General features: G+C 46.0%; 23 protein-coding genes and 1 tRNA gene. 14 read left to right on the forward strand and 10 right to left on the reverse strand.

From position 1 onward, the window contains the following. Window positions 1-66 precede the first annotated feature (66 nt). Together Ami103574_RS06945 and Ami103574_RS06950 are read right to left on the reverse strand one after the other, a co-directional pair. Window positions 67-1,485: an amino acid permease gene (locus Ami103574_RS06945; RefSeq protein WP_163066007.1), complete on the reverse strand. Its 1,419-nt coding sequence runs from the start codon at window positions 1,483-1,485 to the stop codon at window positions 67-69. Between the two features lie 39 nt (window positions 1,486-1,524). Then, the gene (locus Ami103574_RS06950; RefSeq protein WP_163066008.1) at window positions 1,525-3,165 is read right to left on the reverse strand and encodes a M20/M25/M40 family metallo-hydrolase; all 1,641 of its coding nucleotides are present in this window, start codon (window positions 3,163-3,165) and stop codon (window positions 1,525-1,527) included. Between the two features lie 387 nt (window positions 3,166-3,552). On the opposite strand from Ami103574_RS06950, the gene Ami103574_RS06955 reads away from it, so the two are divergent. From Ami103574_RS06955 to Ami103574_RS06990, 8 genes are all read left to right on the forward strand, one after another. Next, window positions 3,553-4,752 carry a CaiB/BaiF CoA transferase family protein gene (locus tag Ami103574_RS06955; RefSeq protein WP_163066010.1) on the forward strand — a complete coding sequence of 400 codons (1,200 nt, stop codon included), beginning with the start codon at window positions 3,553-3,555 and terminating at the stop codon, window positions 4,750-4,752. Window position 4,753: 1 nt separating this feature from the next. Then, window positions 4,754-5,527, forward strand: a complete 774-nt coding sequence (locus tag Ami103574_RS06960) for an enoyl-CoA hydratase/isomerase family protein (protein WP_163066012.1) — start codon at window positions 4,754-4,756, stop codon at window positions 5,525-5,527. Window positions 5,528-5,622: 95 nt separating this feature from the next. Further along, window positions 5,623-5,698 (forward strand) — tRNA-Ala (locus Ami103574_RS06965). A 99-nt stretch (window positions 5,699-5,797) separates the two neighbouring features. Then, entirely contained in the window at window positions 5,798-6,820 is a 1,023-nt protein-coding gene (locus Ami103574_RS06970; protein WP_163066014.1) for an aldo/keto reductase, read from the forward strand. A 47-nt stretch (window positions 6,821-6,867) separates the two neighbouring features. Next, window positions 6,868-7,266 (forward strand): (deoxy)nucleoside triphosphate pyrophosphohydrolase, encoded by a 399-nt coding sequence (locus Ami103574_RS06975; RefSeq protein ID WP_163066016.1) that lies wholly within the window; start codon window positions 6,868-6,870, stop codon window positions 7,264-7,266. Window positions 7,267-7,363: 97 nt separating this feature from the next. After that, window positions 7,364-8,005, forward strand: coding sequence for a superoxide dismutase (locus Ami103574_RS06980; protein ID WP_163066018.1), 642 nt, complete (start codon window positions 7,364-7,366; stop codon window positions 8,003-8,005). Between the two features lie 190 nt (window positions 8,006-8,195). Next, entirely contained in the window at window positions 8,196-11,021 is a 2,826-nt protein-coding gene (locus tag Ami103574_RS06985) for a hybrid sensor histidine kinase/response regulator (protein ID WP_163066020.1), read from the forward strand. A gap of 96 nt (window positions 11,022-11,117) precedes the next feature. Next, window positions 11,118-12,212, forward strand: coding sequence for an HD domain-containing phosphohydrolase (locus Ami103574_RS06990; protein WP_163066022.1), 1,095 nt, complete (start codon window positions 11,118-11,120; stop codon window positions 12,210-12,212). Between the two features lie 126 nt (window positions 12,213-12,338). Here Ami103574_RS06990 and Ami103574_RS06995 read toward each other — a convergent pair whose 3' ends face one another. Genes Ami103574_RS06995 through Ami103574_RS07005 form a run of 3 tightly spaced genes read right to left on the reverse strand, consistent with a single transcriptional unit; the run spans window position 12,339 to window position 14,336 of the window. Continuing rightward, a complete protein-coding gene (locus Ami103574_RS06995; RefSeq protein ID WP_163066024.1) occupies window positions 12,339-13,010 on the reverse strand; it encodes a metallophosphoesterase family protein in 672 nt (223 codons plus the stop codon). Then, window positions 13,007-13,603: a hypothetical protein gene (locus Ami103574_RS07000; protein WP_163066026.1), complete on the reverse strand. Its 597-nt coding sequence runs from the start codon at window positions 13,601-13,603 to the stop codon at window positions 13,007-13,009. The genes Ami103574_RS06995 and Ami103574_RS07000 overlap by 4 nt, the downstream gene beginning before the upstream one ends. Before the next feature lie 31 nt (window positions 13,604-13,634). Next, on the reverse strand, window positions 13,635-14,336 hold the full coding sequence (locus Ami103574_RS07005; RefSeq protein ID WP_163066028.1) for an MgtC/SapB family protein: 702 nt from the start codon (window positions 14,334-14,336) through the stop codon (window positions 13,635-13,637). A 199-nt stretch (window positions 14,337-14,535) separates the two neighbouring features. On the opposite strand from Ami103574_RS07005, the gene Ami103574_RS07010 reads away from it, so the two are divergent. Next, window positions 14,536-15,255, forward strand: coding sequence for a Fic family protein (locus Ami103574_RS07010; RefSeq protein ID WP_163066030.1), 720 nt, complete (start codon window positions 14,536-14,538; stop codon window positions 15,253-15,255). A 34-nt stretch (window positions 15,256-15,289) separates the two neighbouring features. On the opposite strand, the gene Ami103574_RS07015 is transcribed toward Ami103574_RS07010, so the two are convergent. Continuing rightward, window positions 15,290-16,558 carry an argininosuccinate synthase gene (locus Ami103574_RS07015; RefSeq protein WP_163066032.1) on the reverse strand — a complete coding sequence of 423 codons (1,269 nt, stop codon included), beginning with the start codon at window positions 16,556-16,558 and terminating at the stop codon, window positions 15,290-15,292. 286 nt (window positions 16,559-16,844) lie between these two features. Between Ami103574_RS07015 and murB the strand changes: the two genes are divergently transcribed. Continuing rightward, window positions 16,845-17,780 (forward strand): UDP-N-acetylmuramate dehydrogenase, encoded by a 936-nt coding sequence (gene murB, locus Ami103574_RS07020; RefSeq protein WP_246213213.1) that lies wholly within the window; start codon window positions 16,845-16,847, stop codon window positions 17,778-17,780. A 65-nt stretch (window positions 17,781-17,845) separates the two neighbouring features. Further along, window positions 17,846-18,616, forward strand: a complete 771-nt coding sequence (locus Ami103574_RS07025; RefSeq protein ID WP_163066034.1) for a PHP domain-containing protein — start codon at window positions 17,846-17,848, stop codon at window positions 18,614-18,616. A 112-nt stretch (window positions 18,617-18,728) separates the two neighbouring features. On the opposite strand, the gene Ami103574_RS07030 is transcribed toward Ami103574_RS07025, so the two are convergent. Continuing rightward, window positions 18,729-19,841: an alanine racemase gene (locus Ami103574_RS07030; RefSeq protein ID WP_163066036.1), complete on the reverse strand. Its 1,113-nt coding sequence runs from the start codon at window positions 19,839-19,841 to the stop codon at window positions 18,729-18,731. 265 nt (window positions 19,842-20,106) lie between these two features. On the opposite strand from Ami103574_RS07030, the gene rapZ reads away from it, so the two are divergent. The 3 genes from rapZ to whiA all read left to right on the forward strand — a co-directional run bounded on the left by rapZ (window position 20,107) and on the right by whiA (window position 22,926). After that, window positions 20,107-20,952 carry an RNase adapter RapZ gene (gene rapZ / locus Ami103574_RS07035; protein WP_163066038.1) on the forward strand — a complete coding sequence of 282 codons (846 nt, stop codon included), beginning with the start codon at window positions 20,107-20,109 and terminating at the stop codon, window positions 20,950-20,952. 83 nt (window positions 20,953-21,035) lie between these two features. Continuing rightward, on the forward strand, window positions 21,036-21,866 hold the full coding sequence (gene kce / locus Ami103574_RS07040; RefSeq protein WP_163066040.1) for a 3-keto-5-aminohexanoate cleavage enzyme: 831 nt from the start codon (window positions 21,036-21,038) through the stop codon (window positions 21,864-21,866). A gap of 115 nt (window positions 21,867-21,981) precedes the next feature. Next, window positions 21,982-22,926: a DNA-binding protein WhiA gene (gene whiA / locus Ami103574_RS07045; RefSeq protein WP_163066042.1), complete on the forward strand. Its 945-nt coding sequence runs from the start codon at window positions 21,982-21,984 to the stop codon at window positions 22,924-22,926. A gap of 455 nt (window positions 22,927-23,381) precedes the next feature. Here whiA and Ami103574_RS07050 read toward each other — a convergent pair whose 3' ends face one another. The 3 genes from Ami103574_RS07050 to Ami103574_RS07060 are packed head-to-tail and all read right to left on the reverse strand — an operon-like array spanning window position 23,382 to window position 26,129. Beyond that, entirely contained in the window at window positions 23,382-24,740 is a 1,359-nt protein-coding gene (locus tag Ami103574_RS07050; RefSeq protein ID WP_163066044.1) for a PFL family protein, read from the reverse strand. Window positions 24,741-24,760: 20 nt separating this feature from the next. Further along, window positions 24,761-25,024 (reverse strand): ACT domain-containing protein, encoded by a 264-nt coding sequence (locus tag Ami103574_RS07055; RefSeq protein WP_163066046.1) that lies wholly within the window; start codon window positions 25,022-25,024, stop codon window positions 24,761-24,763. 52 nt (window positions 25,025-25,076) lie between these two features. Next, a complete protein-coding gene (locus tag Ami103574_RS07060) occupies window positions 25,077-26,129 on the reverse strand; it encodes an elongator complex protein 3 (protein ID WP_163066048.1) in 1,053 nt (350 codons plus the stop codon).

Raw genomic sequence — 26,129 nt, forward strand, 5'->3', positions numbered from 1 at the left:
GTATACACAATACATCAAGAAAGCATCTCCAGAAGGAGATGCTTTCTTGATGTAGACATTGGTTCATTAGGAGCAAATCTGCTCTTCCTTGTTATGGGCATCCAGATATTTTTCATATTCCGGGTAGACCATTTTGCCTTTCTTGTACACGATGGTACCGATTATTGCGTATAGAATGAGCATCGGTACGCCAATAAAGAAGGTTAATCTGGTGTCTGGGCTGTAAGCTGTATAAATCCCAATGGCAATCAAGACGACTAAACAGACCAGAGTAGGCAATGGATAAACCCCCATTTTAAATTTCAGCTTGCCAACAGATCCACCTCGCTGAGCCAGCCATGTTCTAAATTTAAAATGGGACAGCAGGATGGAGAACCATCCCAGGAGGGTGTTAAAGCCGGCGATGGAGGTCAGCCAGATAAATACTTTGTCTGGAGAGATGAAGTTTGTGAGCAAAGAAACTTGTGACAGCAATATGCAGAGGACTACGGACGTCATCGGAATGCCTCGCTTATTAATTTTAGCTAATGCTTTAGGCGCCTTACCTTCCCGGGACATCCCCGTCAGGATTCGACTGAGCGCATATAAGGTGGAATTTGCAGCGGAGGTCAGTGAGGTCAGAATAACCAGGTTCATAATGACAGCTGCTGCAGGAACTCCGGCCAAGGTGAACAAACCAGCATAGCCATTGCTCAGGACGCTGACGTTTTCGTAAGGAACCACAAGGCCCATGATGGTGATAGAACCCACATAGAAAAGAACGATTCGATAGAAGATGGTATTGATGGCCTTCGGTACGGCGATGGAAGGATTTTCTGTTTCTCCGGCAACAATTGCCACCGTTTCAACCCCTAGATAGGACCAAATGACACCAGTCATCATTAGAACCACTGCACCAAAGCCGCTGGGAAAGAGGGAGTGGCTGTTCCAATTGGACAAGCCGATGAAGCCCTGATCTCCCACAACGCCGAAAATCATCAGGATGCCGATGATAAGAAAGATGATGATAGCCACGACTTTTATGCCGGCAAACCAGAACTCTGCTTCTCCATAAGCTTTTACATCAATTAGATTTAATCCCAATATGAGCAGGGAAATCATGATACACCATGCTACTGGCGGCACGCCGGGAAAGAACTGATTGAGAATCATCGCTCCGCCGACGATTTCAGCGCCCAGCCCCAGGAAACCATTAATGCTGACGTTCCAGCCCACCATGAAGCCCAAAACTGGGTGGACAAACAAGCCTGCAAAGGTCGTATAGCCTCCGGATACAGGCATAAAGGTAGCCATTTCTCCCAGACCTTTCATTAATATGTAAACAAGAATACCGATTATGAGATAGGCCAGGGGTCCCCCAAGAGCTCCGGCGTTATGGACGACGTTTCCTGAAGCGAGAAATAACCCGCCTCCGATTGTGCCCCCGATGGAAATCATCGTAAGATGGCGTTGTTTTAGGGATCTTTTTAATTCATTACTTTCCATTGTTTACCTCCTTAAATTGTTGCTCATATAGCAATAAAATTACTGCTCAGGTTGAAAGGTGCGGTAGATAAAATCTCTTACCAGCACGGGCAGTATCTCAAAGGCGTAAGGGATGTGGAGCCTTTCTGTAGCCTTATGAGGGTCCCTTCCCAACGGACCGAATACGATGCCTGGAATCGATAGTTTTTCAAGACTTTTCGCCGGAAATTGGTAGGTCTTGCCCATGCCCAGGAGATTTGAGGATATCTCCTGGATTCCGGCCTTATCTCCAAGCTCAAAATAGCTGAAATCCGATACACCGCAAAAGTTATTTTTCTGGAGCTCCAGCTGAAACTGCTCTCGGGCCTGACGAATCATGGCCGCTACATTTCGGTATAAAGCCTTGTAGTCGGGCCGCTCCAGCTCCGGATATCTGTTTGGGTAGTAAGGTGGAGCAAATCCGATGACAATCATCGGTATTTTATTGGGGTACCAGGCGCAGGTTTCCCGGACGATATAGATGGCGATAGTTTGTTTGTCACAGCCGGCCTCCTTCCACTCGGTAACCTTGGAGTCCAGATGGCGGTCAAATTCATCACCATAATTTTTTTTCACTTCCTGATATAGTTCGCTGTAAGTGATGACGAAAGGACTTGCTTCAATTGGTTTGATGGTTCGCTTTTGCACCTGCTGAAATTTTTTGCACCTTGCGCTGTAATCGGACAGCACCTTCTCAAAGGCCTCTAGTGCCAGCTCCCGCAGCTTTCTCATCAGGTCTTCGGTCTTTACGTTCAGTGTTTCCATACTATAATAAGAAGCCGCATATAAGGGGGTGGTTACATTGTACAGCTCTTTTAAGTCTGTCTGCTTCAGGCAGGTAGGCGGTACAGTGAACTCGCCGTCAAATTCTTCACACAAATCCAGATTTTGATCCAGCAGCCGATTTAGCTCCGAAGCCAGGGAGTTTACGTTAATCCCATTAAGGGACTCTGAAACATGTGTTTCCTTGCCAACGAAGAAAAACAGGGGATTTAATTTTCCAATCGCGCCCATATGAAAGGTCTTGGGTTCTTCGGCGGAACCAAGGCTGGAAGGCTCCAGAAGCAGCAGGCTGATGTATTCGCAGCCCTCCTGCTGCAAGGTGACCAGTTCCTCCACGGCGCTGAGCATCCCCTCGGAATTGTATTCTTCCGCAGGGACGGACAGGAAGAGGAGGTTGCCGGCAAGATCATCTTTTTCTGATAGCTCTCGGAGCAGTTCAATGGCTAAGGCCAGGCCGTATTTCATGTCATTGACGCCTCTGCCGAAAAGCCATTCCCCGGAGTTTAAATCCCGGAGGGCTTCCTCGGAAAGGGACAACTCAGAGATGCGTTTTGTCAGCTCTGTAGGGGAAAACGCCAGATCCTTTAAATGGCCATAGGGCTCTATATCCACCACATCGTGATGTCCGGCCAGAAGAAGAGTCTGATTGGTGTTGATAGGACTGCGGTACATCGCGGTAATGTAGGTTCTTCCCAGAGGATCATCCTCAACCTGGATTTTTTTCAGGTTTTGCGGATTCTTTATAAAATAGGGGATTGTCGCAAGGATGGCATATATTTTGTCTGCAGCGAGGTTTTCCTCTGGGGTTCCCGTAATGCTGGGCGCTGAGACAATATCGAGCATGGTTTCCATCAACTTTTCAGAAAATGATTTGTTCATATTGATTCCTCCAATCTAGCTTGTATTTGGTAAGATACTAACGCAATTCCCATGCCAGCTTATCAGCAGTAACGTTTTACCTTCGCCATTCTTGTTGTTGAATTGGCATTTCAGCAGGGGGTTGATTCAATTTTGTACTGGTTAATCTTTTGATGTATGCTTTTCTTCTCGGTAAAAGTAATGGAGGGGGAAAAAATTTTCCCCCTCAAAAGTAAAAATTTTTTTCCTCAATTGCGTTGGGGACAAGCAGGTTTGATGAAGAGGGAAGGCCTTTGCCGGGGGATAGAGCAGATGTTTGTTTTGGCATGAAGGTTGCACTATGTAGTTGGATAATTACAAATTTATAAGAAGACTACTTATAAGCAGAAAAGGAGAGGAGCGTTCCATATGAAGCCATTACAAGATATGACCGTGCTCGACCTGACAAGAGTCGTTGCGGGACCTTATTCTACTATGATTTTAGCAGACCTAGGAGCAAGGGTAATCAAAGTAGAAAATCCAGACGATCCGGATTATATCAGAACCTTTGAACCATTCTTGGGAGAAGGGGACAACAAATTCAGCGGATTTTTTGCACAATATAACAGACACAAATTAGGCATTACCCTGAGCTTGAAAAAAGAAGAAGCCCAGGCAATGTTTAAGGAGATGGTGAAAAAGGTGGATGTCGTCATTGAGAATTATCGGCCCGGGGTAATGAAGAAATTTGCTTTGGATTACCAGGTCTTGAAAGAAATCAATCCCAAATTGATTTATGTAGCACTTTCTGGATTCGGACAGGATGGCCCTTATGTCAAGTGGCCCTCCTACGACAACAGTGGGCAGGCCTTGAGCGGGTTGTGGTCCATAAATGGATTTTCCGATAGACCTCCGGTTAGAGTCGGAACGATTATCGGGGATGAGTCCACGACTTTTTTTGGCACCATCGGTTTGCTTGCTGCATATATCCATGCTCAAAAAACAGGGCAGGGGCAGATGGTGGACGTGGCGCAGCTTGATTCCACCTTTTGTTTAACGGAGGTTGCTGTACCCAATTGCTCGATTGCAGGAAAGGTCCAGGGCCCCTTAGGAAATGACCATCCGTTTATCCGGCCCTATGGCATGTTTCAATCCCGTACCGGCTATATTTTCTTCGGAGGTTATACCGATAAATTTTTTAAAGCGACTTGTGCATTTTTTGGAGAGCCGGAGTTGGCCGCTGACCCGGAATTGGATTCCATGGATAAACGGTTTCAAGATGATGTGTGGTTTAATAAGCTCAAGCCGAAATATGAAGAGTGGTTTTCCAGATATACTACAGAAGAACTGGTAGCGGGGTTGTCAGAGGTTGTTCCTTTAACGCCGATAAACAGCATAGCTGAAGCCATGGCCAATCCGCAGCTAAACGCCAGGGATATGATTATAGATTACCCCCACGGCAACCAGGTTGCCAGGTTATTTGGAACGCCGATTAAGCTGAGCGAAACCCCAGCAGACCCAATAGGACCAGCACCAAGATTAGGGCAGCACAATAAGGAAATCTATCAGGAGTTTTTAGGCTTTTCAGAAGAAGAACTGAAAGAATTACATGAAAAGGGGGTCATTTAATATGTCCATTCAGTATGATGTTCAACATGGCGTGGCTTTAATAACAATCAATCGGCCTGAAAAATTAAACGCACTGACTCTTCAGATGTATGAAGAGCTGGCAAACGCTTTTAAAGAGGCGGGAAATAGTCCAGAGGTTTCCGTATGTATTTTAACGGGAGCTGGCGAAAAAGCTTTCTGTGTCGGCGCTGATTTGACAGAATCCATTCCCCACTTGGCGGCCGGCCATTACATCAGCGAATGGGATGATGCCCATTTGAAGCATACGCCTATGTATAAACCGATTATTGCCGCGGTCAACGGATTTTGTATGGGAGGCGGCTTTGAAATCCTTTTTTCAACCGATATCCGCTTAGCTTCTGAAGAGGCGCTATTTTCATTGCCGGAGGTGGGCCTCGGCGTAGTACCTGCCGGCGGAACTTTAGTCAGACTGGCCAGGCAGATTCCATATGCCAAAGCGATGGAACTGATTTTGACAGGAAAGAGCATTACTGCCCAGGAAGCTTTAGAATACGGGATACTGAATTACGTTGTGAAGCCGAAAGAGTTACTAAGCCAAGCTTTCAAGCTGGCAGAGCGAATAACGGAACGGAGCCCGGTGGCTGTACAAGGGGCTAAGGAAGCTGTTATCAAGCTTTTAAGCCTGCCTATGGATCAGGCCTTTGATACAGAAGCTTTATTGGGATACAAGGTATTTATGAACCCGGATGCCAAGGAAGGCCTGGATGCCTTTTATAACAAACGCAAACCTGATTTTCCTTCGCGAAGACGGTAATTGTGGGAATTTTCTTTGAATAATATTGCTCCCTAAAATTTTTTGTGCTACAATAAACCTCGGAATATAAAATTTCAACATAAGTTAAACAATCTGGGGAATTAGCGCAGCTGGGAGCGCGCCGCGTTCGCAATGCGGAGGTCAGGGGTTCGATCCCCCTATTCTCCACCAACAAATATGGATGGCTTTTATGGCCCTCCATATTTTTTCTTTTCTGCATAAGAGAGGAAGCGAATTTTAAATCATTGAACCGATAAGGAGAATACAGATATGGAGACAGTTAGATTAGGAAAAACGGAGATTGTGACAAATAGGAATGGCTTTGGTGCGCTTCCGATTCAGCGAATCAGCGATGAAGAAGCGGTAAGCCTTATTTGCAGAGCCTACGACCAGGGCATGACCTTTTTTGACACGGCAAGATTTTATACAGATAGTGAGCATAAACTGGGCCTGGCCTTGAAAAAGGTTCGAGACAAGGTATTTATTGCCTCGAAAACAGCGGCAGTAACTAGGGCGGCATTTTGGCAGGATTTAGAAACCACCCTTGGGAATCTACAGACGGATTACTTGGATATCTATCAATTCCACAATCCAGAATTTTGTCCAAAGCCTGGGGATGAAAGCGGGGTTTATGAGTGCATGCTGGAAGCGAAAGAGCAGGGAAAAATCAGACATATTGGTATAACCAATCACCGGTTGGGCATTGCGGAGGAAGCGATAGAATCTGGCTTATATGAGACACTTCAATTTCCTTTTTGTTACTTAGCCACGCCAGAAGAAATAAGGATGGTCAGCCGTTGTCAGGAGGCGGACATGGGTTTTATCGCGATGAAAGCTCTATCGGGAGGGCTGATTACAAATTCGGCGGCAGCTTATGCTTTTGTGGCACAATATGAAAATGTACTGCCTATTTGGGGTGTCCAGCAGGCAGCGGAATTGGAGGAATTTTTATCTTACATAGAAAATCCGCCGATGATGACGAAAGCGTTACAGACCATCATCGATGAGGACCGAGATTCCCTGGCGGGAAATTTTTGCCGGGGCTGTGGATATTGCCTGCCCTGTCCCGTGGGGATTGAAATCAATAATTGCGCCAGAATGTCCCTGCTTCTTCGGCGTTCCCCTTCTGAACTTCAACTGACGGAGGCTGTTCAAGAGAAAATGAGCAAGATTGAAAACTGTATTCACTGCGGACAATGTGTAAAAAAATGTCCCTACCACTTAGATACGCCAGAGCTGCTGGCCAGGAATTTACAGGATTATAAAGAAGTTTTGGCCGGAAAGGCCTTATAGGGCTTGGAAGACGTTATAACAATATTTTAATTGGAAGGGATTATCCGATGGTAGAAGTTGTAGCCGCTCTCTTGTGGGAGGGAGATAAATTTTTAATATGCCAGCGTCCTGCTCACAAAGCCCGGGGCCTCCTTTGGGAGTTTGCAGGCGGTAAGGTGGAGGTCGGGGAGACGAGGGAGCAGGCTTTAATTCGGGAATGTAGGGAAGAATTAGGTGTGACTGTTTCACTTGGGCATGTGTTTATGGAAGTTGTTCACGAATATGCAGATATAACCGTTCATCTGGTTCTTTTTAACGGCACTGTCCAGAGTGGTGTTTTACAGCGATTGGAGCACGAAGCACTCTGCTGGATTCATCCTCAGGACATTCCTCAGTATGAATTTTGTCCGGCAGATGAAGCTATTCTTAAGCGGCTCCAAGAAGAGTTCAAAACAACACAGGCATAAATAGGGGCAGACTGCCATAGATTCTATTATGGAGAAAATATCACTGGCAAGCGATATGGACAAAATATCAAATTTGAAATAAAAGCGAGGTGAAAGCATGCTTCAAAATAACCAGCATTACAAATTTGTTAATACCCCTTTACCTTATGCCTACGATGCACTAGAGCCTTATATTGATGCGAAGACCATGGAACTGCACCACAATCGGCATTTGCAGACTTATGTGGATAATCTGAATAATATTCTAAAAGACTATCCTGAATTGCAGGATATGACGCTAGTCCAGCTTATCTGCAATGCAGATCTTTTCCCAGAGGAAATTCGCCAGCCCATTATTAATAATGCAGGAGGCGTATTCAACCATCAATTTTACTTCAGTCAGTTGGGAAAGGTGAACGATGGCAGGCCTGCCGATCATTTAGGGATTGCCATTATAAACACGTTTGGCAGCTTTGAAGAATTTAAACAGCAGTTCAAAGAGGCCGCTCTGTCTGTGTTTGGATCAGGCTATGCCTGGCTGGTCTTGACTCCCGAAAAAGAACTGAAAATCGTCACGACGGCTAATCAGGATGTGCCGCTTCCCTGTCACTACACCCCTATTTTAAATATTGACGTATGGGAACACGCGTATTACTTGAAACATTACAATAAACGGGCTGATTATATCGACGACTGGTTCAATGTGGTGAACTGGAGTCGGATTGGACAATATTACATGCGCGGTATATCTCCCTGCTGATAAAGCAGCTTGCATCAAAAAAGAAGAATTCTTCAAAATTTTGGTGCAGGCTGTTTTTTTATGGAGAAAGTTTGAGAGAAAAATCTGAATAAAGGCTAGCCCTAATTGTAATTTAATGGTAGAATAGACCTGAAGGGAAAATGAACGTTACGGCTCTATCGTGTGTGAAAAAACAAAAGAGGTACCGCCCATGAATGTACAAAAGAAGTTTACGATTATTGTATGTTTCATTTGTTTGACTTGTATCACCTTAACCGCCTTTATAGGCTATTACGCGGCCTCTAACGAACTGAAGGCTAAGAGCACGGAGAATGCTGAAATTTTGGCCTCTAATTACGCGAACCAAATTAACAACTGGATTTGGGAAAAGGCTGTTTTTTTAAATACTTTAACAGAATCCGTCATTTTGGTGAACAATTTAGATCGGGAATATTTGCATACGTATTTTCAGGACATGCTAAAGCACAATAATCCGGACGACGCCATCTATGACGTATTTTTTCAATATCCTGACAGCTATATGGTTTGTGCCACGGATTTTGTGCCGGACGGTACTATGGATTACACCAAACGAAAATGGTATACGGCGCCTACCACCACCCACAAGCTATCGGTACAAACGGCTTATATGGATACTGATACTAAGCGGGAAATTATCACTATTTCCAGAGAGGTGGTGATTGACGGGGAGCTGAAAGGCGTATTAGCGGTGGATATTTTTGTGGATCAGATGGTAGACACCATCAATGCCATGGAGGTTCCAGAGGATTCTTATGGCTTTCTGCTGGATAGTGACTACGGTTTGGTGGTTCACCCCAACGAAGATTTTGGTTATGTGAATGCTGCCCCTTTGTCCTTAGCTCAGCTGGAGGGAAATCCCTATGAGGAGCTAATCACGGCTATTGACAATGGAGCTGAGCCGCGGCAGTTGCTTTGGATTGAGGACTACGACGGTGAAACCAGGGCCTTTTTTGTCAGTCAGGTAGAGAGCTGTGGCTGGTACGTGGGCATTGCTATCGCAGAAAGTGTCTGGGCTAAAGCGGTGCGAAGCCTGTTGGTAGAATTTGCGTTGATTATGGTGGTCTTGAGCTTTATCATCAGCTTTTTGAGCGTATCTGTAGTGGTACGAGCCTTGCTGAAACCAGTGAGCCTTGCTGAATCTGCATCGAAAGCTAAGTCGGATTTCCTGGCCAACATGTCCCACGAGATTCGCACGCCTATTCACGCCATGTTGGGGATGAATGAATTGATTCTACGGGAGGCCGAAGGCGAAAATATCTCCAGATATGCGGTGAACATTCGCAATGCCGGAAAGATGTTGCTATCCTTGGTCAACGACATTCTGGATTTTTCTAAAATTGAATCGGGCAAGATGGAGATCATGCCTGTGGAATATGAACTCTGCTCCATGCTCAGTGATCTGATTAACATGATTGCTGGCAGGCTGGAGGAAAAAGGGTTGGAGTTGAAACTGGATATCGTCCCAGATATTCCTCACAGGCTATGGGGAGATGAGCGGCGAATCACCCAGATCATAGGAAATCTCTTGATTAATGCAGTAAAATATACCAAGGAAGGCACAGTCATTCTTCATGTTGGCTGGAGAAAGCTGGATGAACAGCAGATCGAGCTGCTGGTAGAAGTAGAGGATACGGGCATCGGTATCCGGCCGGAAGAACTGAATTTGCTGTTTATATCTTTTACTCGGTTAGATGAGGGGCGCAACGGCAGTATTGAGGGCACTGGACTGGGACTGAACATTACAAAGAGCTTGTTGGACATGATGGCAGGCCAACTGAGCGTTCGAAGCGTCTATGGGAGAGGATCCATATTTTCCGCGGTCATCCCCCAGAAGGTAATCAGCTATGAGGGAGTCGGCGACTTTCAGGAAAAATATGAAAACAGCGTAAAGCAGCGCCGCCATTATAAGGAAAGTTTTACTGCGCCAGAGGGAAAAATCCTTATCGTAGATGATAACGCCATGAATCTGGCGGTGGTGACGGGACTGCTTAAGAACACAAAATTGCAGATTCATACAGCCAGCAGCGGACGAGAATGTCTGGAAAAAGTCACCAAGAACACGTATCACGTAATCTTTATGGACCATATGATGCCTGAGTTAGATGGACTGGAGACGTTTGAGCGAATGAAGACCCTCAGCGGCAACCTCAGTAAGGCAGCTCCGGTTATTGCCTTGACTGCTAATGCTATTTCAAATGCCAAAAAGATGTATTTGGACTATGGTTTTACTGATTACCTGTCCAAGCCTATAGAGGGCAGCAAACTGGAGCGGATTCTGTTGGAATATTTACCGCCAGAGTTGGTCCATCTCGTGGAGGTGCCGGAAAAAATTATCCAGCAGGAGGGTAGCGGCAAGGAGGAAGAAACAGGCCTAGAAGACTATATCAATAGAGAGATTGGATTAGCCTACTCGGGAGGCCAGCCGGAAAAGTATTTGGAGATTTTGCACATCTATGCGCAGATGGGGCCAGAATTTCTCCAGAATATAGAGGCCGCGTACAAGGCGGCAGATTGGAAGTTGTATGCTATTTTAGTGCATGGTTTGAAGAGTACTTCCCTGGGGGTCGGTGCAGAAGAGCTGTCGAAAGGGGCAGAGCGCTTAGAGACGGCAGCGAAGTCAGGGGAAGTGGACTATATTTTCCAGCATCATGGGAAACTGTGTGAAATGTATGAGAAGGTACTAGAACAGATTCGCTCCTATTTACACAGGATTGAAAAAAAGTGTGCTGTTCAAGGGGAAGGCGTAAAGATGGATGCGGAAAGGGCTGAGCAGGCAATCCCGGTGCCGTTGCTGAAAGAGCGGCTGCTGGCTTTGGATGAGTCCATCAGTACCTTTGAGCGAATGGAAGCTCAGAGGATTTTGGAAGAACTTTGGGAAAAGTCCTGTCAGGGCTTGCTGCTGGCTGATGATATGCAGGATATCAGTCATAAGCTAGAAAATTTCGAATATGAAGAAGCAAAAAAGACAATCCACCTTTTGCTGGGGCGGTTTTAGCCCCGAAAGAGAACTCCCGGTTGATGCCGGGGCGCGAAACAGAGATGAGGCAGTTGAAATATGCTTGATGTGAGTTATGTCTGGAGGTAAGGCAGAATGCGGCAAATGATTCTTATTGTGGACGATAATCGGTCAAATATCAAAATCGCTCAGACGATTTTGGAAAAAGAGTATCGGGTAGGTGCGGCCTTGTCAGGGGGAAAGGCATTGCAGTTTCTATCCCTAGCGATACCGGATTTAATTCTGCTGGATATTAATATGCCGGATATGGATGGGTTTGCAGTCATGGAGGAATTAAAAAAGAATCCGGAATGGCGAGAAATTCCTGTAATTTTTTTGACGGCTGACGGAAACCCTCACACGGAGGCTAAATGCTTTAATATGGGCGCCGTGGATTTTATCTCGAAGCCATTTGTCCCAGAGGTCATTCAAAACCGCATCAATCGGACTTTGGAATTGCAGCTATACAAGAAGAACCTGGAGAAGGCTGTTCGCGATCAGTCCATGAAAATTTTACAGCAGGCGGAAGAACTTGCTCGGAAGCAGCAAGAACTGATGGCTATCCAACAAGAAGTAATCATCGGCATGGCCAATCTCATTGAGGAGCGGGATGACAGCACCGGAGGCCATATTAAGCGGACCAGTGAATATGTGGAGTTGATTGCCAGAGCCTTGAGAGAGAAGGGAAGGTTTGAATATATTTTAGATAAGGAATACATAGAGACTCTTTACAAGGCGGCACCTATGCACGATGTAGGAAAGATTTATATTCCTGATGTCATCTTGAAAAAGCCTGGCAAGCTGACCAATAAAGAGTTTGAGGTGATGAAGAAGCACGCTGAGCAGGGAGGGCGGGTCATAAACTCCACGATGGCAAAGATTGAGAAGCAGGAGTTTATCGACATTGCCTATGACATTGCTACCAGCCACCACGAAAAATGGGATGGCAGCGGCTATCCGAAAGGGATAAAGGGACAGGATATTCCGTTAAGTGCCAGAATCATGGCAGTAGCTGACGTATTTGATGCTTTGGTATCCCGGCGTTGTTACAAAGAGCCCATGGATAGTCAGGAGGCCTTTGCGATCATCGCTGAAGGCAGCGGCACGCATTTTGACCCAGAGATTGCTGCGGTGTTCATTGAATTACGGGAGGAAATTGAGGCAATCTTGCATAGTAATTGCCCGTTATAAAGGCGGTATGCAGATTGGAATCAAGAGAAGAGATAAAAACAGGACCGGAAAAAATAGCATACGTTATTTTTCGGTCCTGTTGCCGTTTATTCTTAAAAATTATAAATGGGGGACGACTGTCTTCTCTTAAAATCGGTCACTGTAGTTTAAAAGTTTCCGCAGGTATCCGCCCTGAACCCTGCTTGCTTTTGAAGAGGATTTTTTCCCCGGAGATTCTAGCACCGGGGCTTGATTGACTTCGGATGGAGTGGTGGTTCTCTCCGAAGCTTCTCTAGTGTTGGCAGGTTGTCCGCTTCTGCTGGAGCCGAATAAGGGCCTGTCCGAATCCAGCGGCCATATGGCGCCTTCCAGCCCTTCTGGGGATGTAGTCAACAAGGCATAGGTGCCTGGACCGCCCGTCGCAGGTAAAGATAGGCTTCCGGGGTTAACCAGATAGAGGCCCTCCACTTCTGCAAACAGCGGCTTATGTGTGTGGCCAAAGAGGGCTGCTACGCAGCCTTCCTCTTCGGCTCGGTAAAGGATGTTTTGATAGGACATCTTCACATTTTCCATGTGGCCATGAGACAGGTAGAGTTTGCCGCATTCTGTTGGAAAAACGGTAAACTCGTTGGGACCGTAAGCTCTATCCATATTGCCTCGAACAGAGATGATGTCCACCCCCAATCGGCGTTTCAACTCTTGAGCATCCCGCTGGCAGTCCCCCAGATGGATGAGCACGTCCACGCCGGAAAGTTGTTCGTAGACCTGAAAGGCCTTCTCCAGATTGCCGTGGGTATCGCTGATTACTAATAGCTTCAACCTTTTTCGCCTCCCGCATAATAGAATTTAAACTTTAGATAGCCTTCGGCGCTGTCCAGATAGAGCAGTTCAAAGAATTCAGCTGCTTTTTGTACTGGTTCAATGCGGCTCAGATCAATCATCAATTGATGTTGATCGACAAAGATAAAATCAGCCTTGGTCAATTTTATTGCCCGTTGGAGGGCTGAACCGCCGGAAATCGCTGCTTTCAAGGCCATAGATTGCATGACATTGCCCAAGGAGGATACATCCTCCTGAAATGAAGCGTAAATTCTGGTGCCTTCTTCTGAGAAGCGGAGATCCTTAATGGAAAACAAGTATTTAGCCGCCACTGGTCCCAGCTGTTTCAAATTCAGCCGCAGGTCTAACATGATGCAGCCGTTCTGGAAGAGCATAGTATAATCTTTCAAGTATTCCTGTAAGGCCTGTATAGACATGATTCGTTCTTTCAGCCCCACATTGACCAGGTAATCCGGGACCTTTAAGCACCCGTCTTCGATATCCTCCGGCTCAAAGTAATCGGCCAAGGCCAGGATTTCCGCTTTGTTCCTGAGCCCAAAAGCAATGATTTTTTTTAATGTAGCATCGTTCATATTCAATGTATCACCCCTCTTATCTGTAATTTTAAAGCTGCTCTAATAACAGCATTCCCTGAAACTCGTTCATCATAGCGCTTATTTCATCAAAATGAAGATTTTTTGGCAGCTTGATGGACAGGTGAAAGCCGGCACCACCGCTGCCAGCTAAAGGACCTGAGCTGCTGACGTGGTTTTCTAAGATGGTAATATCCATCTCTTTCACCGTTGCCACCAAATCCTTGAAGTTTTGGAGAGAATCCATCTCCACGTATAGGTTGACTACGCGAGCGTGTTGATAAAAATAGTTTTCTACTTTAGGCAGTACCGCCAGGCTGATAAAAATCAGCAGTCCGGAGATTAAGGCTCCGGAATAAAAGCCAATACCCAGAGCCAGCCCTAAACAGGCAGAAGCCCATAAACCAGCAGCGGTGGTCAGCCCTTTGATGCGGTGTTTCCCTGTGACAAATATGGTGCCTACGCCCAGAAAGCCCACTCCGGTGATAACTTGGGCGCCCAGGCGAGCCGGATCAGAGCCGGGAGCTAGGTTTTGGCAGATGTACTGATTGGTCAGCATGGCTAAGGTGGCTCCTACACAGACCAGAATATGGGTACGAAAGCCTGCCGGATGATTGTTAGTGCCTCGCTCCAGCCCGATGATGCCTCCCAGAAGGAAAGCCAGCAGCAGCCGGAGGGTTATGGACAGCAGGTTTACGTCGTACAAGTAGAATGGTAATTGAAATTCAGCCATAAAGACAGCTCCTTTTTGTTAGAAGATAATGAACCTCTGCACGTAAAGGCGTTGCCATCAGAAGTGTTCATTGGACCATGCTTTGGCGCAGCTTGTATAGTCTTGCATGGTATAGTATTTAAGTATATGTAATTGTATCATAATGTGTTAATATATACAAAAGAAAGAATGTAAAAATTCTCATATGGGGAGGTGGACCATGTATCAGGAAATTTTGAAAAAGCGATCCATGTTAAACGACAGAAAGCCCTATAGCACGGAAAAAAGAATAGAAATAAAAGAAGCGGGGCTGAGAGACCTCATCTTTACGTCCCTGCATCTGGAGGGGAGCTGCATAAAAAAAGAACAGGTTCAGCAGATTTTGCGAGAAGAGTTTGTGCCAGAGGTAATCTTGGCGGACCATATGGCCATTCAGCAGTATCGGGAGTTGGCGGTCCACATGGAGTCGTTACTGGAGCTGCAAAGTGATTTAAGCCTCCAGGTCATAAAGGAACTCCACGGCTTTAACAGTGAGGTAGAGCCTGTTAGCTGGCGTAGGTGCAATCCGCTGGTCTATACCTTAGACTACAATCCGCCACCCTGGCAGGAGGTTGACGAACGGATGGAGTTTTTTATCCGCTGGAGTTATGGGGCAGAGGAGGCTAAGGGCAATGCTATTCTGAAGGCGGCTTATCTCCATCATAAATTTTTGGAAATTTATCCCTTTGAGCAGAACTGCGAAGGAACAGCGCGAATCCTGATGTATTACAGCCTCTTGAGAGAAGGGTACCCCCTCTTCCAGTTACGGCTAAGCGAGAGGGAATATAATCAGTCTATCGTGGACTATTTAAAGCATCAAAATGTGGATCCTTTCTATCAGGCCCTGGAGAGGAGTGTTTTTAATCAGTTGGACGTGCTTCTGCAGATGACCGAGGAATAACAAAAAGAACGGATGGAAGTCCGTTCTTTTTATATTAGCGAATGAAATCTCCGCCTTTAAGGATTTTTTTCTCTAATGTGTGGCTGCCTTTCTGCTCCCCAGATTGCTGCTGCTTCTGCATGGCACGGATTTTCAGCGGCAAGGAGAAGAGGTTAATAAAGCCTTCTGCATCGCTCTGATTGTATACTTCATCTTTGCTGAAGGTTGCGTATTCTTCACTGTATAGGGAATAAGGGGATTTGGAAGCTACGGGAATAGCACTTCCTTTATATAGTTTCATCTTCACTGTTCCGGTGACATCTTGTTGTGTGGTGTTTACAAAGGCAGCGATGGCCTCACGAACTGGCGTATACCACAGGCCGTCATATACCAGTTGAGCATATTTTTGCGCCACGATGTTTTTATACTGCATAGTGTCCCGATCTAAAATCAGCTTTTCCAGGGCGGAATGGGCCTTGTATAAAATGGTGCCTCCCGGCGTCTCATAAACCCCTCTGGATTTCATCCCTACCAGCCGGTTTTCAATGATGTCGATGGTGCCAACACCGTTGGCACTGCCCATGGTGTTGAGGGATTCCAAGATCTGTACATCGCTGAGCTTTTCTCCATTTACCGTCACTGGAATCCCTTGTTCAAAGCCAATTTCCACAAGGGTTGGGGTGTCCGGTGCCTGCTCAACTGGCACGCTGAGAATATGAATGTCATCCTTGTGCTCGTTCCAAGGATTTTCCAAATTACCGCCTTCGTGGCTGATGTGCCAGATATTTTCGTCCCGGGAATAAATCTTTTCCGCGGTCTGAGCGATAGGAATGTTGTGAGAGGTGGCATATTCGATCAGGTCTTCACGGGATTCCATATTCCAGGTACGCCATGGAGCGATGATGCGAATAGCTGGATTAAGGGCTTTGATGGTGCTCTCAAAGCGCACTTGGTCGTTGCCTTTTCCGGTACAGCCGTGAGCGATGATGTAGGCATCTTCGGCCTCAGCGATTTCTACTAGCTTTTTGGCCATCAATGGTCTGGCCATGGAGGTACCCAGCAGATAATCATTTTCGTAGATGGCGCCGGCTTTTAACGTAGGCCAGATAAAGTCTTTGACGAACTCTTCCTGGATATCTAGTATGTAAGCCTTTGATGCGCCTGTAGCATAAGCCTTTTTCTCAATCGCTTCATAATCTTCTCTTTGTCCGGCATTGCAGCAGACGGCAATCACATCACAGTTATAATTTTCTTTCAGCCAACTCAGGATGATGGATGTATCCAATCCCCCGGAATAGGCTAGGATAATTTTTTCTTTTTGCATTTGGGTGCCTCCTAAAATTTATACATAAAAAACATTATTTATTCAAAACTTAAAAATGATTATACCTTGACAAAACACAAAAATCAATATAAATTTTGTGAAAAATAACTAAAAACTTAAAAATTTTTAAGAAATAAGGAAAATACTTCGCAAACATATCCAAAAAATGGGTGAATACTTTTGCATAGGTTGCAGGAAAAAGAGGCTGGATATGAGAGAAAACGGTGTAGAAAGAGAAAAAATATGATATACTGATAGAAATGCGAAATCAGGGAGGACAGACTGAATGAGAGCTGAAAAACAGCCGGATATGAAATCGCTATTAATAGAGATAAACGAATTTTCACCAACAGGATCCGTGGAGCCGCAGGTTCCCATGAGCCTGCATACCTCCTTTCGCACAGGAGGAAGAGCGGAGGCTTTAGTTACCGCTGAGAATGAATCACATCTGGCCCAGACCTTGGCGGTGCTTCACAGAGAGCAGATTCCCCATCTGGTATTGGGAAGCGGCTCTAACGTGCTGATAAAGGACGGTGGGTATAGGGGCGTGGTCATTAAGCTGGGCAGCCGATTCCAGGAGATTGAGACAGAAGGAACTCAGCTGACCGCAGGATCGGCAACTAAAATTTCTGCTGCGGCGAAAGCCGCTATGGAGGAAGGGCTCAGCGGACTGGAGTTTGCCAGCGGTATTCCCGGAAGTATAGGCGGCGGCATTTTCATGAATGCAGGAGCCTATGGGAGCGAAGTAAAGGAGATTTTGGTTTCGGCCACGGCTATGGCCAAAGACGGCAGCCGAACTTACCAGCTGTCTGGTTCAGATTTAGAGCTTGGCTACCGCCGCAGTGCCTTTCAGAAGAGTGGAGATATCATCCTTCGAGGCAGTTTCCAACTACAGCCGGCGGACAAGGCTGACATTTTTGCCAGGATGAAAGAGTTGCTGGATAGACGGAATGCGAAGCAGCCAGTTCAACTTCCCAGTGCCGGAAGCTTCTTCAAAAGGCCCGAAGGGTATTATGCTGGAAAGCTGATAGAGGATGCGGGGTTGAAGGGACTCAGCGTAGGGGGGGCTCAGGTGTCGCCGCTTCACGCCGGATTCATTGTCAACAACGGAGAGGCCACCACCGCAGATATTCTGCAGCTTATGAGACTGATTCAGAACACGGTTTATGATCAGTTCGGCGTCCATTTGGAGCCGGAGGTGCGAATTCTAGGAGAAGATTGAATGTAAGCGATTATAAAGAGCAAAGATAGAAATACACAGAAAAGAAAAGGGAAAGGAGTACACCCATGGCAGACCCAACAGACATTCGTATATATAAAGGCTATCGTATGACTTACGATCTGCATACTCATACCATCTATTCTCATGGGAAGGGCACCATCCGAGACAATGTATTGGCCGCTTTGGACAGAGGCCTGAGCAAGATTGCCATCACAGACCACGGACCAGGGCACCTGACTTATGGTATGAAGCGCAATGCTGTGCCCCAAATGAGAGAAGAGATTGAGGCCTTAAAGAAAGAATTTCCTCAAATCCAAATTTGTCTCAGTGTGGAGGCGAATATCATCAACAAGTGGCGGTATTTAGACGTGAAGCCAGATGAATTTGCCCAGTATGATTTCGTCATTGGGGGCTACCATTATGGAGTCTTTAATGGCTATTGCATCAGCAATTATCTGAACCGTCACAAAGAGCAACAGGGACAGGGAGACAGCCGTGCCATGAAACGGCTGAGAAAAAAGAATACGGAAATGACAGTACAGTCCATTTATGAAAACCATTTGAAGATATTAACTCATCCAGGTGATAAGGGACCTTTCGATATTTTAGAGGTAGCCAAGGCCTGTGATAAGCGTGGCACCCTCATGGAAATCAGCACCTGGCACGACCACTTGACTGTGGAAGAAATTCGCACAGCGGCCCTGACTGACGCAGGCTTTATCATCAGCAGTGATGCGCACCACCCCAGCCGGATTGGTGACTTTGAAGGCGGGTTAGACCGGGCTTTAGAGGCTGGACTGGATCTGGAGCGGATTGTAAATATTCAGCGGGTATAAGACAGCGGAGTGAGCTCGTTTCAGACAGATAATTTCATAAAAAGAGAGAACCTATAAAAAATAAGGAGACACAGATTGTGATCTCCTTATTTTTTCAATTGATATTTATTTCTTATACGGAAATATACTGTTTAGTTACAGAGCTGGAATAGGTGGCATGAATCATGGCACCGTAGCAAGCTTCAAAGGGGATAATGTCGCCTAGGGAAATCTCGGATTCGCAGTCCGTGACATCAAGGATTAAGTGATCGCTGCTCCCACCTTCCACTGTGGCACCTTTTAATTTGGGAAGAACACTGAAAATATCACCCACATCCCGCTTCCCTAAAGCGATTAAGGCCCTTTTTCTGATACCTTTATCGAAGTATTCGGGCGTATTGCCGAAGGCATCAACAAAAATTTCGCCGATAGGGTAGGAAGGTTTTTCTTTTATTTCCACGACCTGCGCTTTAATCATATAATTATCTCGGCGGAGCATGGGAAGCTTCAATCCCCAAATGTCTTGTAGATCTCTGGCATTGACAATGCCTTCGCCCACCCGCAGGTGATTAATCCCTTTTGGAATGGTTCCATCCAAAACCAGGGGCAACGTGGAGGTTGCTCCTCCGGATACGATATCAAGCTTTCGTCCAATCGCAGCAGATATCTTATCGGCAATCGAAACCAGCGTGCTCAGGTTGGTGTTGTTAGGCTTAATCGATCCGAAACAGCCTAAGTTTGTACCGACACCATATAGGGTGATATCCTTTAGCTGATTTTCAATAAAAAGAGCATCTTTTATCAGTTCTTCCTCTTGGATATAGCCTTCGCGAAGATCGCCTAAATCCATCATAAGTATGACTTTATGATTTTTATTTTGTTGATAGGCAATCTGATTGAGTGCTTTAATCGTTGCTATTTCTGAATTAAGGCTTATATCGGTATAGGTTATAACATCTTTCAGCTCACAGGCCATGGGGACTCGAATCAAGAAAATAGGCGCGTCTATTTTTTCCTGTCGCATGCGTTTGATAGTATTGATTCTGGAATCCCCAATAGAGGTACAGCCTGCATGAAGCATTTGTGCAGCAATCTGCGCGTATGAGTTTTCATAGGAATCGGTTCCTTTTACAACGCCGGTGACCTGAATGGATTTTTCACGGCACATGTCCACTACAGCTTTGGCATTGTGGTAGATGCCGTCCAGATTAATCTCCAATACTGGATAATTCGAATAGGTTTCCATCTTTTAACCTCCTACAAAATAAATTATGGGCCAGACAAGACACTCAGCCGTGTTTCCTTTACCGAATTTGAGACAGCAATGGACTGAATGTAAATAACTAAGTAGATTGTACATCAGCCCGTTGAAAATAAAAAGATATCAATAGTTTTTAATGCTTCATTTATGGTATAATAATTGTATAAAGATTTACAACAAAATTACCATAAAGCAGTAATTGGAAGATGATTGAATTAATTGTAAATATAGGCGAAAGGTTGAACATATTATGGAAGCAGTAATTATAACAGGTTTATCTGGTGCGGGCAAATCTCAGGCAGCCAACTGTCTGGAAGACTTAGGCTTTTACTGCATTGATAACATGCCCCCGGCTCTGATTAAAAATTTCATTACCTTAGCTATGAGTGAAAAGAGTTCGATTGAAAAGGCTGCTTTTGTAACCGATATTCGAGGCGGAGAATTCTTCGAGGAAATGAAACCTTGCCTGCAAGATTTAAAACTCATGGGGCTTCCTTTCAAAGTCTTATTTTTAGAGGCCTCGGACGAGGTCCTGATTCGGCGGTTCAACGAGACTAGGCGGCAGCATCCGCTGGCAGAAGGCGGCGAGACCCTGTCGGGCTTAAAGCGGGAGCGGGAAGCCTTAAAAGAAATACGGGCCATTTCAGATTTTGTGATTGACACCTCCAACATGAAGGCGGCCAGGCTGCGGGAGGAAATCAAAGATATCTTTGCTAAAGGGGAGGAAGCGGGATTTGTTTTGAATATCTCCTCCTTTGGTTATAAGCACGGCATTCCCCTGGAGGCGGATATGGTCTTTGATATGCGCTTTATTCCCAACCCTTATTATGTACCCAGCCTGAAAAAACTGACGGGAAACAGCAGGAAGATTCAAGACTATGTGTTGAAGTTCCCTGAAACTCAGACCTTTATCAAACATGCGGAGCAGATGCTTAACGAGATGATTCCCTGCTACGTGCGGGAAGGCAAGTATCATTTGAACCTGGCTTTTGGCTGTACCGGCGGTCAGCACCGTTCCGTGACTATGGCCAACGTCTTCGCAAAAAAATTTAAGGAACAAGGTTTGCGAATAACTATTGAGCACCGGGACTTGTGATGGTATACTATAATCTGGCTGGGTTTACGCCTGTAAATCGGCCATGCTGAATTTTTATAAAACCATTTAGGAGGGAATTACTTATGGAAAAATTAATTATTGCAGCTGCTATATGCGGAGCAGAAGTAACGAAGGAACAGAATCCAGCTGTTCCATATACGGTAGAGGAAGTGGTAAGAGAAGCCAAGTCTGCTTATGATGCAGGCGCATCTGTTATCCACCTGCACGTTAGAGAAGACGATGGTACACCGACACAGGATAAGGATCGTTTTCAGGTGTGCGTAGATGCAATCCGCAAGGAGTGCCCAGATGCTATCATTCAGCCATCTACAGGGGGCGCAGTTGGTATGACGGACTTAGAGCGTCTGCAGTCCACTGAGATTGAACCAACTCCAGAGTTCGCTACGTTAGACTGCGGTACTTGCAACTTCGGCGGCGATGACATCTTTATCAATACCGACAACACGATTTTTAACTTTGCTAAGATTATGAAGGAAAGAGGCATCAAGCCAGAGCTGGAAGTTTTCGATAAGGGCATGATCGACACAGCTTTAAAGGCAGACAAGAAGGGTCTGCTGGTACACCCGATGCACTTCGATTTCGTACTGGGCGTACAGATGTCTGCTACAATCAGAGACTTACTGTTTATGGTTGAAAGCCTTCCGGCTGGTTCCACTTGGACGGCTACTGGCCTGGGCAAGAACGCTTGGCATATTGCAGCAGCGACTATCTCCCTGGGCGGACATGTACGAGTTGGATTTGAAGATAACCTGTACATGGAAAGAGGCGTGCTGGCTAAGAGCAATGGCGAAATGGTTGCCAAGGTTGTAGAACTGGCTAAGCTTCTGGGAAGAGAAATTGCTACTCCGGACGAAGCTAGAGAAATCTTGAGCTTGAAGAAGAGAGAAGCATAAACAAGGTATAAAAGAGAGCGCTTCAAGCTGGAAATCAGGTTGAGGCGCTTTTTTGTTTCAGCCTATCCATAGAGGAATGGCACTTGCAATTCATATAAGAGGGAATGTTGTTTATATGTCGTTTTCAGTAGATACAAAAAATGAGCTGGCTCGATTGGAGCCAGAGAAGAAATGCTGTATGCTTGCGGAAATAGCAGGCTTTATTCGCATGTGCGGAAGCATCCGTCTGGCTGGAGGTGGAAAGTTTCATGTAATTCTCACCACCGAAAATCCGGCGGTTGCCCGGCATTTTAAAAAAATTATCAAAGATTACTTCGATGTGGACGCCAACCTGGAAATCAGCCAAGGTACAGCGTTGAAAAAGGGCTATGCCTATCTGCTGAACATCGGACCGGAGGAACGAAGCGAGCAGATCCTGCGGGAAACCGGCATCCTCATGGTCAGAGAAGGGATGAATGTCATCAGCGACGGCATCTATGAAGGGCTGATTAAAACGAAGTGCTGCCGAAAATCTTATTTGCGGGGAATCTTTTTAGGGGCTGGAACCATCAGCGACCCGGAAAAGGGGTACCACATGGAATTTGTGTGCAGTACGCAAACCCTAGCCGGAGATGTGAAAAAGCTTATTAACAGCTTTGTAGACCTTCACGCCAAGCAGGTTCAGCGAAAGAAGAATTACGTGGTGTACGTGAAGGAGTCAGAGCAGATTGCCGATATTTTAAATATTCTCAAAGCCCATGGCCAGTTATTAAAGCTGGAGGATATCCGCATACTAAAAGAGATGCGCAACAAGACCAATCGAATCAATAACTGTGACAATGCTAACTTGGATAAGACGCTGAATGCTTCGGAGAAGCAGGTGGAGGCTATCCGCCTTATTGAGAAGAAAAAGGGGCTGGGTTTTTTAAATGACAAACTGCGGGAGGTAGCTCAGCTTCGGTTGGAACACCCGGAGTCTACCCTACAGGAGTTGGCCGAAATGATGGATCCGCCTTTAAAGAAGTCTGGTATCAATCATCGTTTAAAAAAGATTGAAGAAATGGCCGGCAAATTGGGGTGAGGTCTTCCGACAGCCTGGAAAAAAGTTGGTAAAATAGACAGAAAATTAAGGCAGAATAGAGGCGATTTTTGTCAAGTTTTTTTGAAAAAACTTCTTGTGAACAAGTGGTGTAAACCTGTGGATAACTTGCTGTTGACAAATGTAGAAAAAGCTGAGATAAAGTAAAATAAAGGGGTATACGGATTACACTTATTCACAGACCCATTGGGATAAAATTGTATACAATTTTTGCGAATCATGTGGAAAAGTGGCGAAAGGGCGAAAAAACAAGGAATTATGGCTTGTGGAAAAAGGACCCAGAACAGATGCGATAGTTGACATAATGTGCGAAAAATAATTGGTGTATAATTATTCTTCTTGTGGACAAAGGGATATTTTCTGCATAATAGAAAGGAGCCAATCTTTTTGGGGTGATATCCCAGGAGATTGGCTCCTTTTGACTGTTCTCTGTATTTTTAATTTTTTAAGCTTTGCAGAGGAGCAGGAATCCGGCCTCCACGGTTAATCATCTTTGCAGAAGATTTGTTATGAAGCTTCATGACCGGGCCGTTGCCAAGCAGTCCGCCGAAATCCAGTTCTTCTCCCTCGTTGAGGCCAACGGCAGGGATTACACGCACAGCCGTAGTCTTGGAGTTGACCATACCGATAGCCGCTTCATCAGCGATGATTGCAGAAATGGTTTCCGGCGGGGTATCTCCCGGAATAACAATCATATCCAGGCCTACGGAGCAGACCGCCGTCATGGCCTCCAGTTTTTCAATGGATAGGCTGCCGTCTCTAGCTGCGGCAATCATGCCTGCATCTTCGGTCACGGGAATAAAGGCACCGGATAGACCGCCTACGTTGGAGGAGGCCATAACGCCGCCCTTCTTTACTGCGTCGTTAAGCATAGCCAAGGCGGCGGTGGTACCGTGAGTACCGCACTGCTCCAACCCGATTTCCTCTAGGATATAGGCCACGGAATCTCCGATAGCCGGAGTAGGGGCCAGAGACAGGTCAATGATACCGAAAGGAACTCCCAGCTGTTTGGAGGCTTCGGTACCTACCAGCTGGCCCATTCTTGTAATCTTAAAAGCTGTCTTTTTAATCATGTCAGCTACTTCAGTCAGGTCCGCATGATCCGGCATTTTAGCTAAGGCCGCTCGAACTACCCCTGGTCCAGAAACACCTACATTCAGGACGCAATCTGGTTCTCCGGGCCCGTGAAAAGCGCCCGCCATAAATGGATTGTCCTCAGGTGCATTGCAGAAGACTACCAGCTTGGCCGCGCCGATGCACTGATTTTCCTTGGTGGCCTCGGCGGCTTCTTTAACGATGCGGCCCATGAGCTTGACGGCATCCATGTTGATACCAGCCTTGGTGGTGCCTACGTTGACAGAGGAGCAGACAAAGTCTGTTTCTGCCAGGGCACGGGGAATGGACTCAATCAAAGCCTTATCCCCAGGGGAAAAGCCCTTGTGGACCAGAGCGGAAAATCCGCCGATAAAGTTAACACCCACATCCTTGGCCACTCGGTCTAAGGTCTTAGCGTACTGAACCGGATCGCCGCCGGAAGCACCTACCAGCATGGCGATAGGCGTAACGGATATGCGTTTGTTGACGATGGGAATATCATATTTCTTTTCGATGTCTTTTCCAGTCTTCACCAGATCTTTGGCATAGCGATAAATTTTATCGTAGACTTTTTCGCAAGAACGCTGGATGTCGCTGTCACAGCAGTCCAGCAGAGATATACCCATAGTGATAGTCCGTATGTCCAGGTTCTCATCCTGTATCATGGTGATGGTTTCCATGATGTCTGTCATATTTAGCATTACATGTACCTCCCCATTCTCTAGATGCGGTGCATCGAGTTAAAAATATCTTCGTGCATCACGTGGATTGTCATGCCCTCTACGTTCTTTTGCAGGTCTTCCCGCAAGGTATCCAGTTCACAGTTCATCTTGGAGATGTCGATGAGCATGACCATGGCAAAGTATTCCTGTAAGACGGATTGAGTAACCTCCACTACATTGGCGTTAGCATTAGCACAGGTGGTGCTGACTTTAGCCAGAATACCCACCATATCTTTTCCGATGACAGTTACAACTGCTTTCATATATAAAATCCTCCTTTTGTGATTAAAAACAAAAAATTACAATAATATTATGTTATTCTACCACATTGTACTGGTTGTCTGCAAGAATAGTATTTTCCGTGTAGGCAATTTCTACTTGAGAATATTTTTCGGTGAAGTAATCCCGGTTGCTGCGTCGGTTACCAATCATATTCGAAAAACATCGGGGATTGCTTTCAAAGCGGACTTGTCTTTTCTGGCCAGGGGGGAGAAGGGCAGTCTTTGAGGGACAAGCCAGCAAAGCTTGTAGCTTTTCTTCTAAAATATCCCGGGCGATTTCTCCTTCTACCAGCTGCCGGAAGGCCGGGTGGTAGGTGTTTCCGGTAATAGCGCCACCTTCTTGAATGACATCGGTACTTTTCAATCCCACCCGCAGAATGCGGATGCCTGCTTGATCGAGAATTTTGTACATTTCCTTGACGGTGGCTAGGGCCTGCTCTTGGGAAAGTGGCTGGTATTCGCCCCGCTGGTGCATTTGCAGCAATTCTGTGTCCTCAATGAGAATGGTCGGGTAGAGCCGGGCTAGGCTGGGCCCGATTTTTACGGTCTCTTTAGCGGAATAGATGGAAGTCTGGTGGGTGTCTTTAGGGAGGCCAATCATCAGCTGGATACCCAGCTGAAAGCCGTAAGACTGGATTAGCCGACAGCTTTTATAGACGATTTGGCTGTCATGACCTCGATTGGAGGCCTTTAGCACTTGATCGTCAAAGGACTGGACACCCAGTTCGATGATGTCTACCCCATAAGCGTTCAGATTGTCTAAGATCTCTTCATTGATATAGTCCGGGCGGGTAGATAGATGAATCTTGTGGACCAGACCTTTGTCTTTGTATTCCTTGGCTACAGCTAAATAAGCCTGTTGCTGGTCAAGGGGTAAGCCCGTGAAACTGCCGCCGAAAAAGGCGATTTCCACCGTTTCCAGCCCCCGTCCGGTAAGGGTAGGCAGATAGCTTTCTACCAAGCTCGTCACGTCCGCTGGGCGCATGGGCTGCTGGCGGGCAGTAATTTTTTTTTGATTGCAGAAGACACAGTCATTAGGGCAGCCTTCGTGGGGAATGAAGACTGGAATAATCGCATGCTTTTTCAT

This window comes from Aminipila butyrica (assembly GCF_010669305.1).
GTDB lineage: Bacteria > Bacillota > Clostridia > Peptostreptococcales > Anaerovoracaceae > Aminipila > Aminipila butyrica.

What these genes read in the sequence shown, in the direction of transcription:
- Ami103574_RS06945 (WP_163066007.1), bottom strand. Translation starts at nt 1,485, where the DNA reads ATGGAAAGTAATGAATTAAAAAGATCCCTAAAACAACGCCATCTTACG.
- Ami103574_RS06950 (WP_163066008.1), bottom strand. Translation starts at nt 3,165, where the DNA reads ATGAACAAATCATTTTCTGAAAAGTTGATGGAAACCATGCTCGATATT.
- Ami103574_RS06955 (WP_163066010.1), top strand. Translation starts at nt 3,553, where the DNA reads ATGAAGCCATTACAAGATATGACCGTGCTCGACCTGACAAGAGTCGTT.
- Ami103574_RS06960 (WP_163066012.1), top strand. Translation starts at nt 4,754, where the DNA reads ATGTCCATTCAGTATGATGTTCAACATGGCGTGGCTTTAATAACAATC.
- Ami103574_RS06970 (WP_163066014.1), top strand. Translation starts at nt 5,798, where the DNA reads ATGGAGACAGTTAGATTAGGAAAAACGGAGATTGTGACAAATAGGAAT.
- Ami103574_RS06975 (WP_163066016.1), top strand. Translation starts at nt 6,868, where the DNA reads ATGGTAGAAGTTGTAGCCGCTCTCTTGTGGGAGGGAGATAAATTTTTA.
- Ami103574_RS06980 (WP_163066018.1), top strand. Translation starts at nt 7,364, where the DNA reads ATGCTTCAAAATAACCAGCATTACAAATTTGTTAATACCCCTTTACCT.
- Ami103574_RS06985 (WP_163066020.1), top strand. Translation starts at nt 8,196, where the DNA reads ATGAATGTACAAAAGAAGTTTACGATTATTGTATGTTTCATTTGTTTG.
- Ami103574_RS06990 (WP_163066022.1), top strand. Translation starts at nt 11,118, where the DNA reads ATGCGGCAAATGATTCTTATTGTGGACGATAATCGGTCAAATATCAAA.
- Ami103574_RS07000 (WP_163066026.1), bottom strand. Translation starts at nt 13,603, where the DNA reads ATGAACGATGCTACATTAAAAAAAATCATTGCTTTTGGGCTCAGGAAC.
- Ami103574_RS07005 (WP_163066028.1), bottom strand. Translation starts at nt 14,336, where the DNA reads ATGGCTGAATTTCAATTACCATTCTACTTGTACGACGTAAACCTGCTG.
- Ami103574_RS07010 (WP_163066030.1), top strand. Translation starts at nt 14,536, where the DNA reads ATGTATCAGGAAATTTTGAAAAAGCGATCCATGTTAAACGACAGAAAG.
- Ami103574_RS07015 (WP_163066032.1), bottom strand. Translation starts at nt 16,558, where the DNA reads ATGCAAAAAGAAAAAATTATCCTAGCCTATTCCGGGGGATTGGATACA.
- murB (WP_246213213.1), top strand. Translation starts at nt 16,845, where the DNA reads ATGAGAGCTGAAAAACAGCCGGATATGAAATCGCTATTAATAGAGATA.
- Ami103574_RS07025 (WP_163066034.1), top strand. Translation starts at nt 17,846, where the DNA reads ATGGCAGACCCAACAGACATTCGTATATATAAAGGCTATCGTATGACT.
- Ami103574_RS07030 (WP_163066036.1), bottom strand. Translation starts at nt 19,841, where the DNA reads ATGGAAACCTATTCGAATTATCCAGTATTGGAGATTAATCTGGACGGC.
- rapZ (WP_163066038.1), top strand. Translation starts at nt 20,107, where the DNA reads ATGGAAGCAGTAATTATAACAGGTTTATCTGGTGCGGGCAAATCTCAG.
- kce (WP_163066040.1), top strand. Translation starts at nt 21,036, where the DNA reads ATGGAAAAATTAATTATTGCAGCTGCTATATGCGGAGCAGAAGTAACG.
- whiA (WP_163066042.1), top strand. Translation starts at nt 21,982, where the DNA reads ATGTCGTTTTCAGTAGATACAAAAAATGAGCTGGCTCGATTGGAGCCA.
- Ami103574_RS07050 (WP_163066044.1), bottom strand. Translation starts at nt 24,740, where the DNA reads ATGCTAAATATGACAGACATCATGGAAACCATCACCATGATACAGGAT.
- Ami103574_RS07055 (WP_163066046.1), bottom strand. Translation starts at nt 25,024, where the DNA reads ATGAAAGCAGTTGTAACTGTCATCGGAAAAGATATGGTGGGTATTCTG.
- Ami103574_RS07060 (WP_163066048.1), bottom strand. Translation starts at nt 26,129, where the DNA reads ATGAAAAAGCATGCGATTATTCCAGTCTTCATTCCCCACGAAGGCTGC.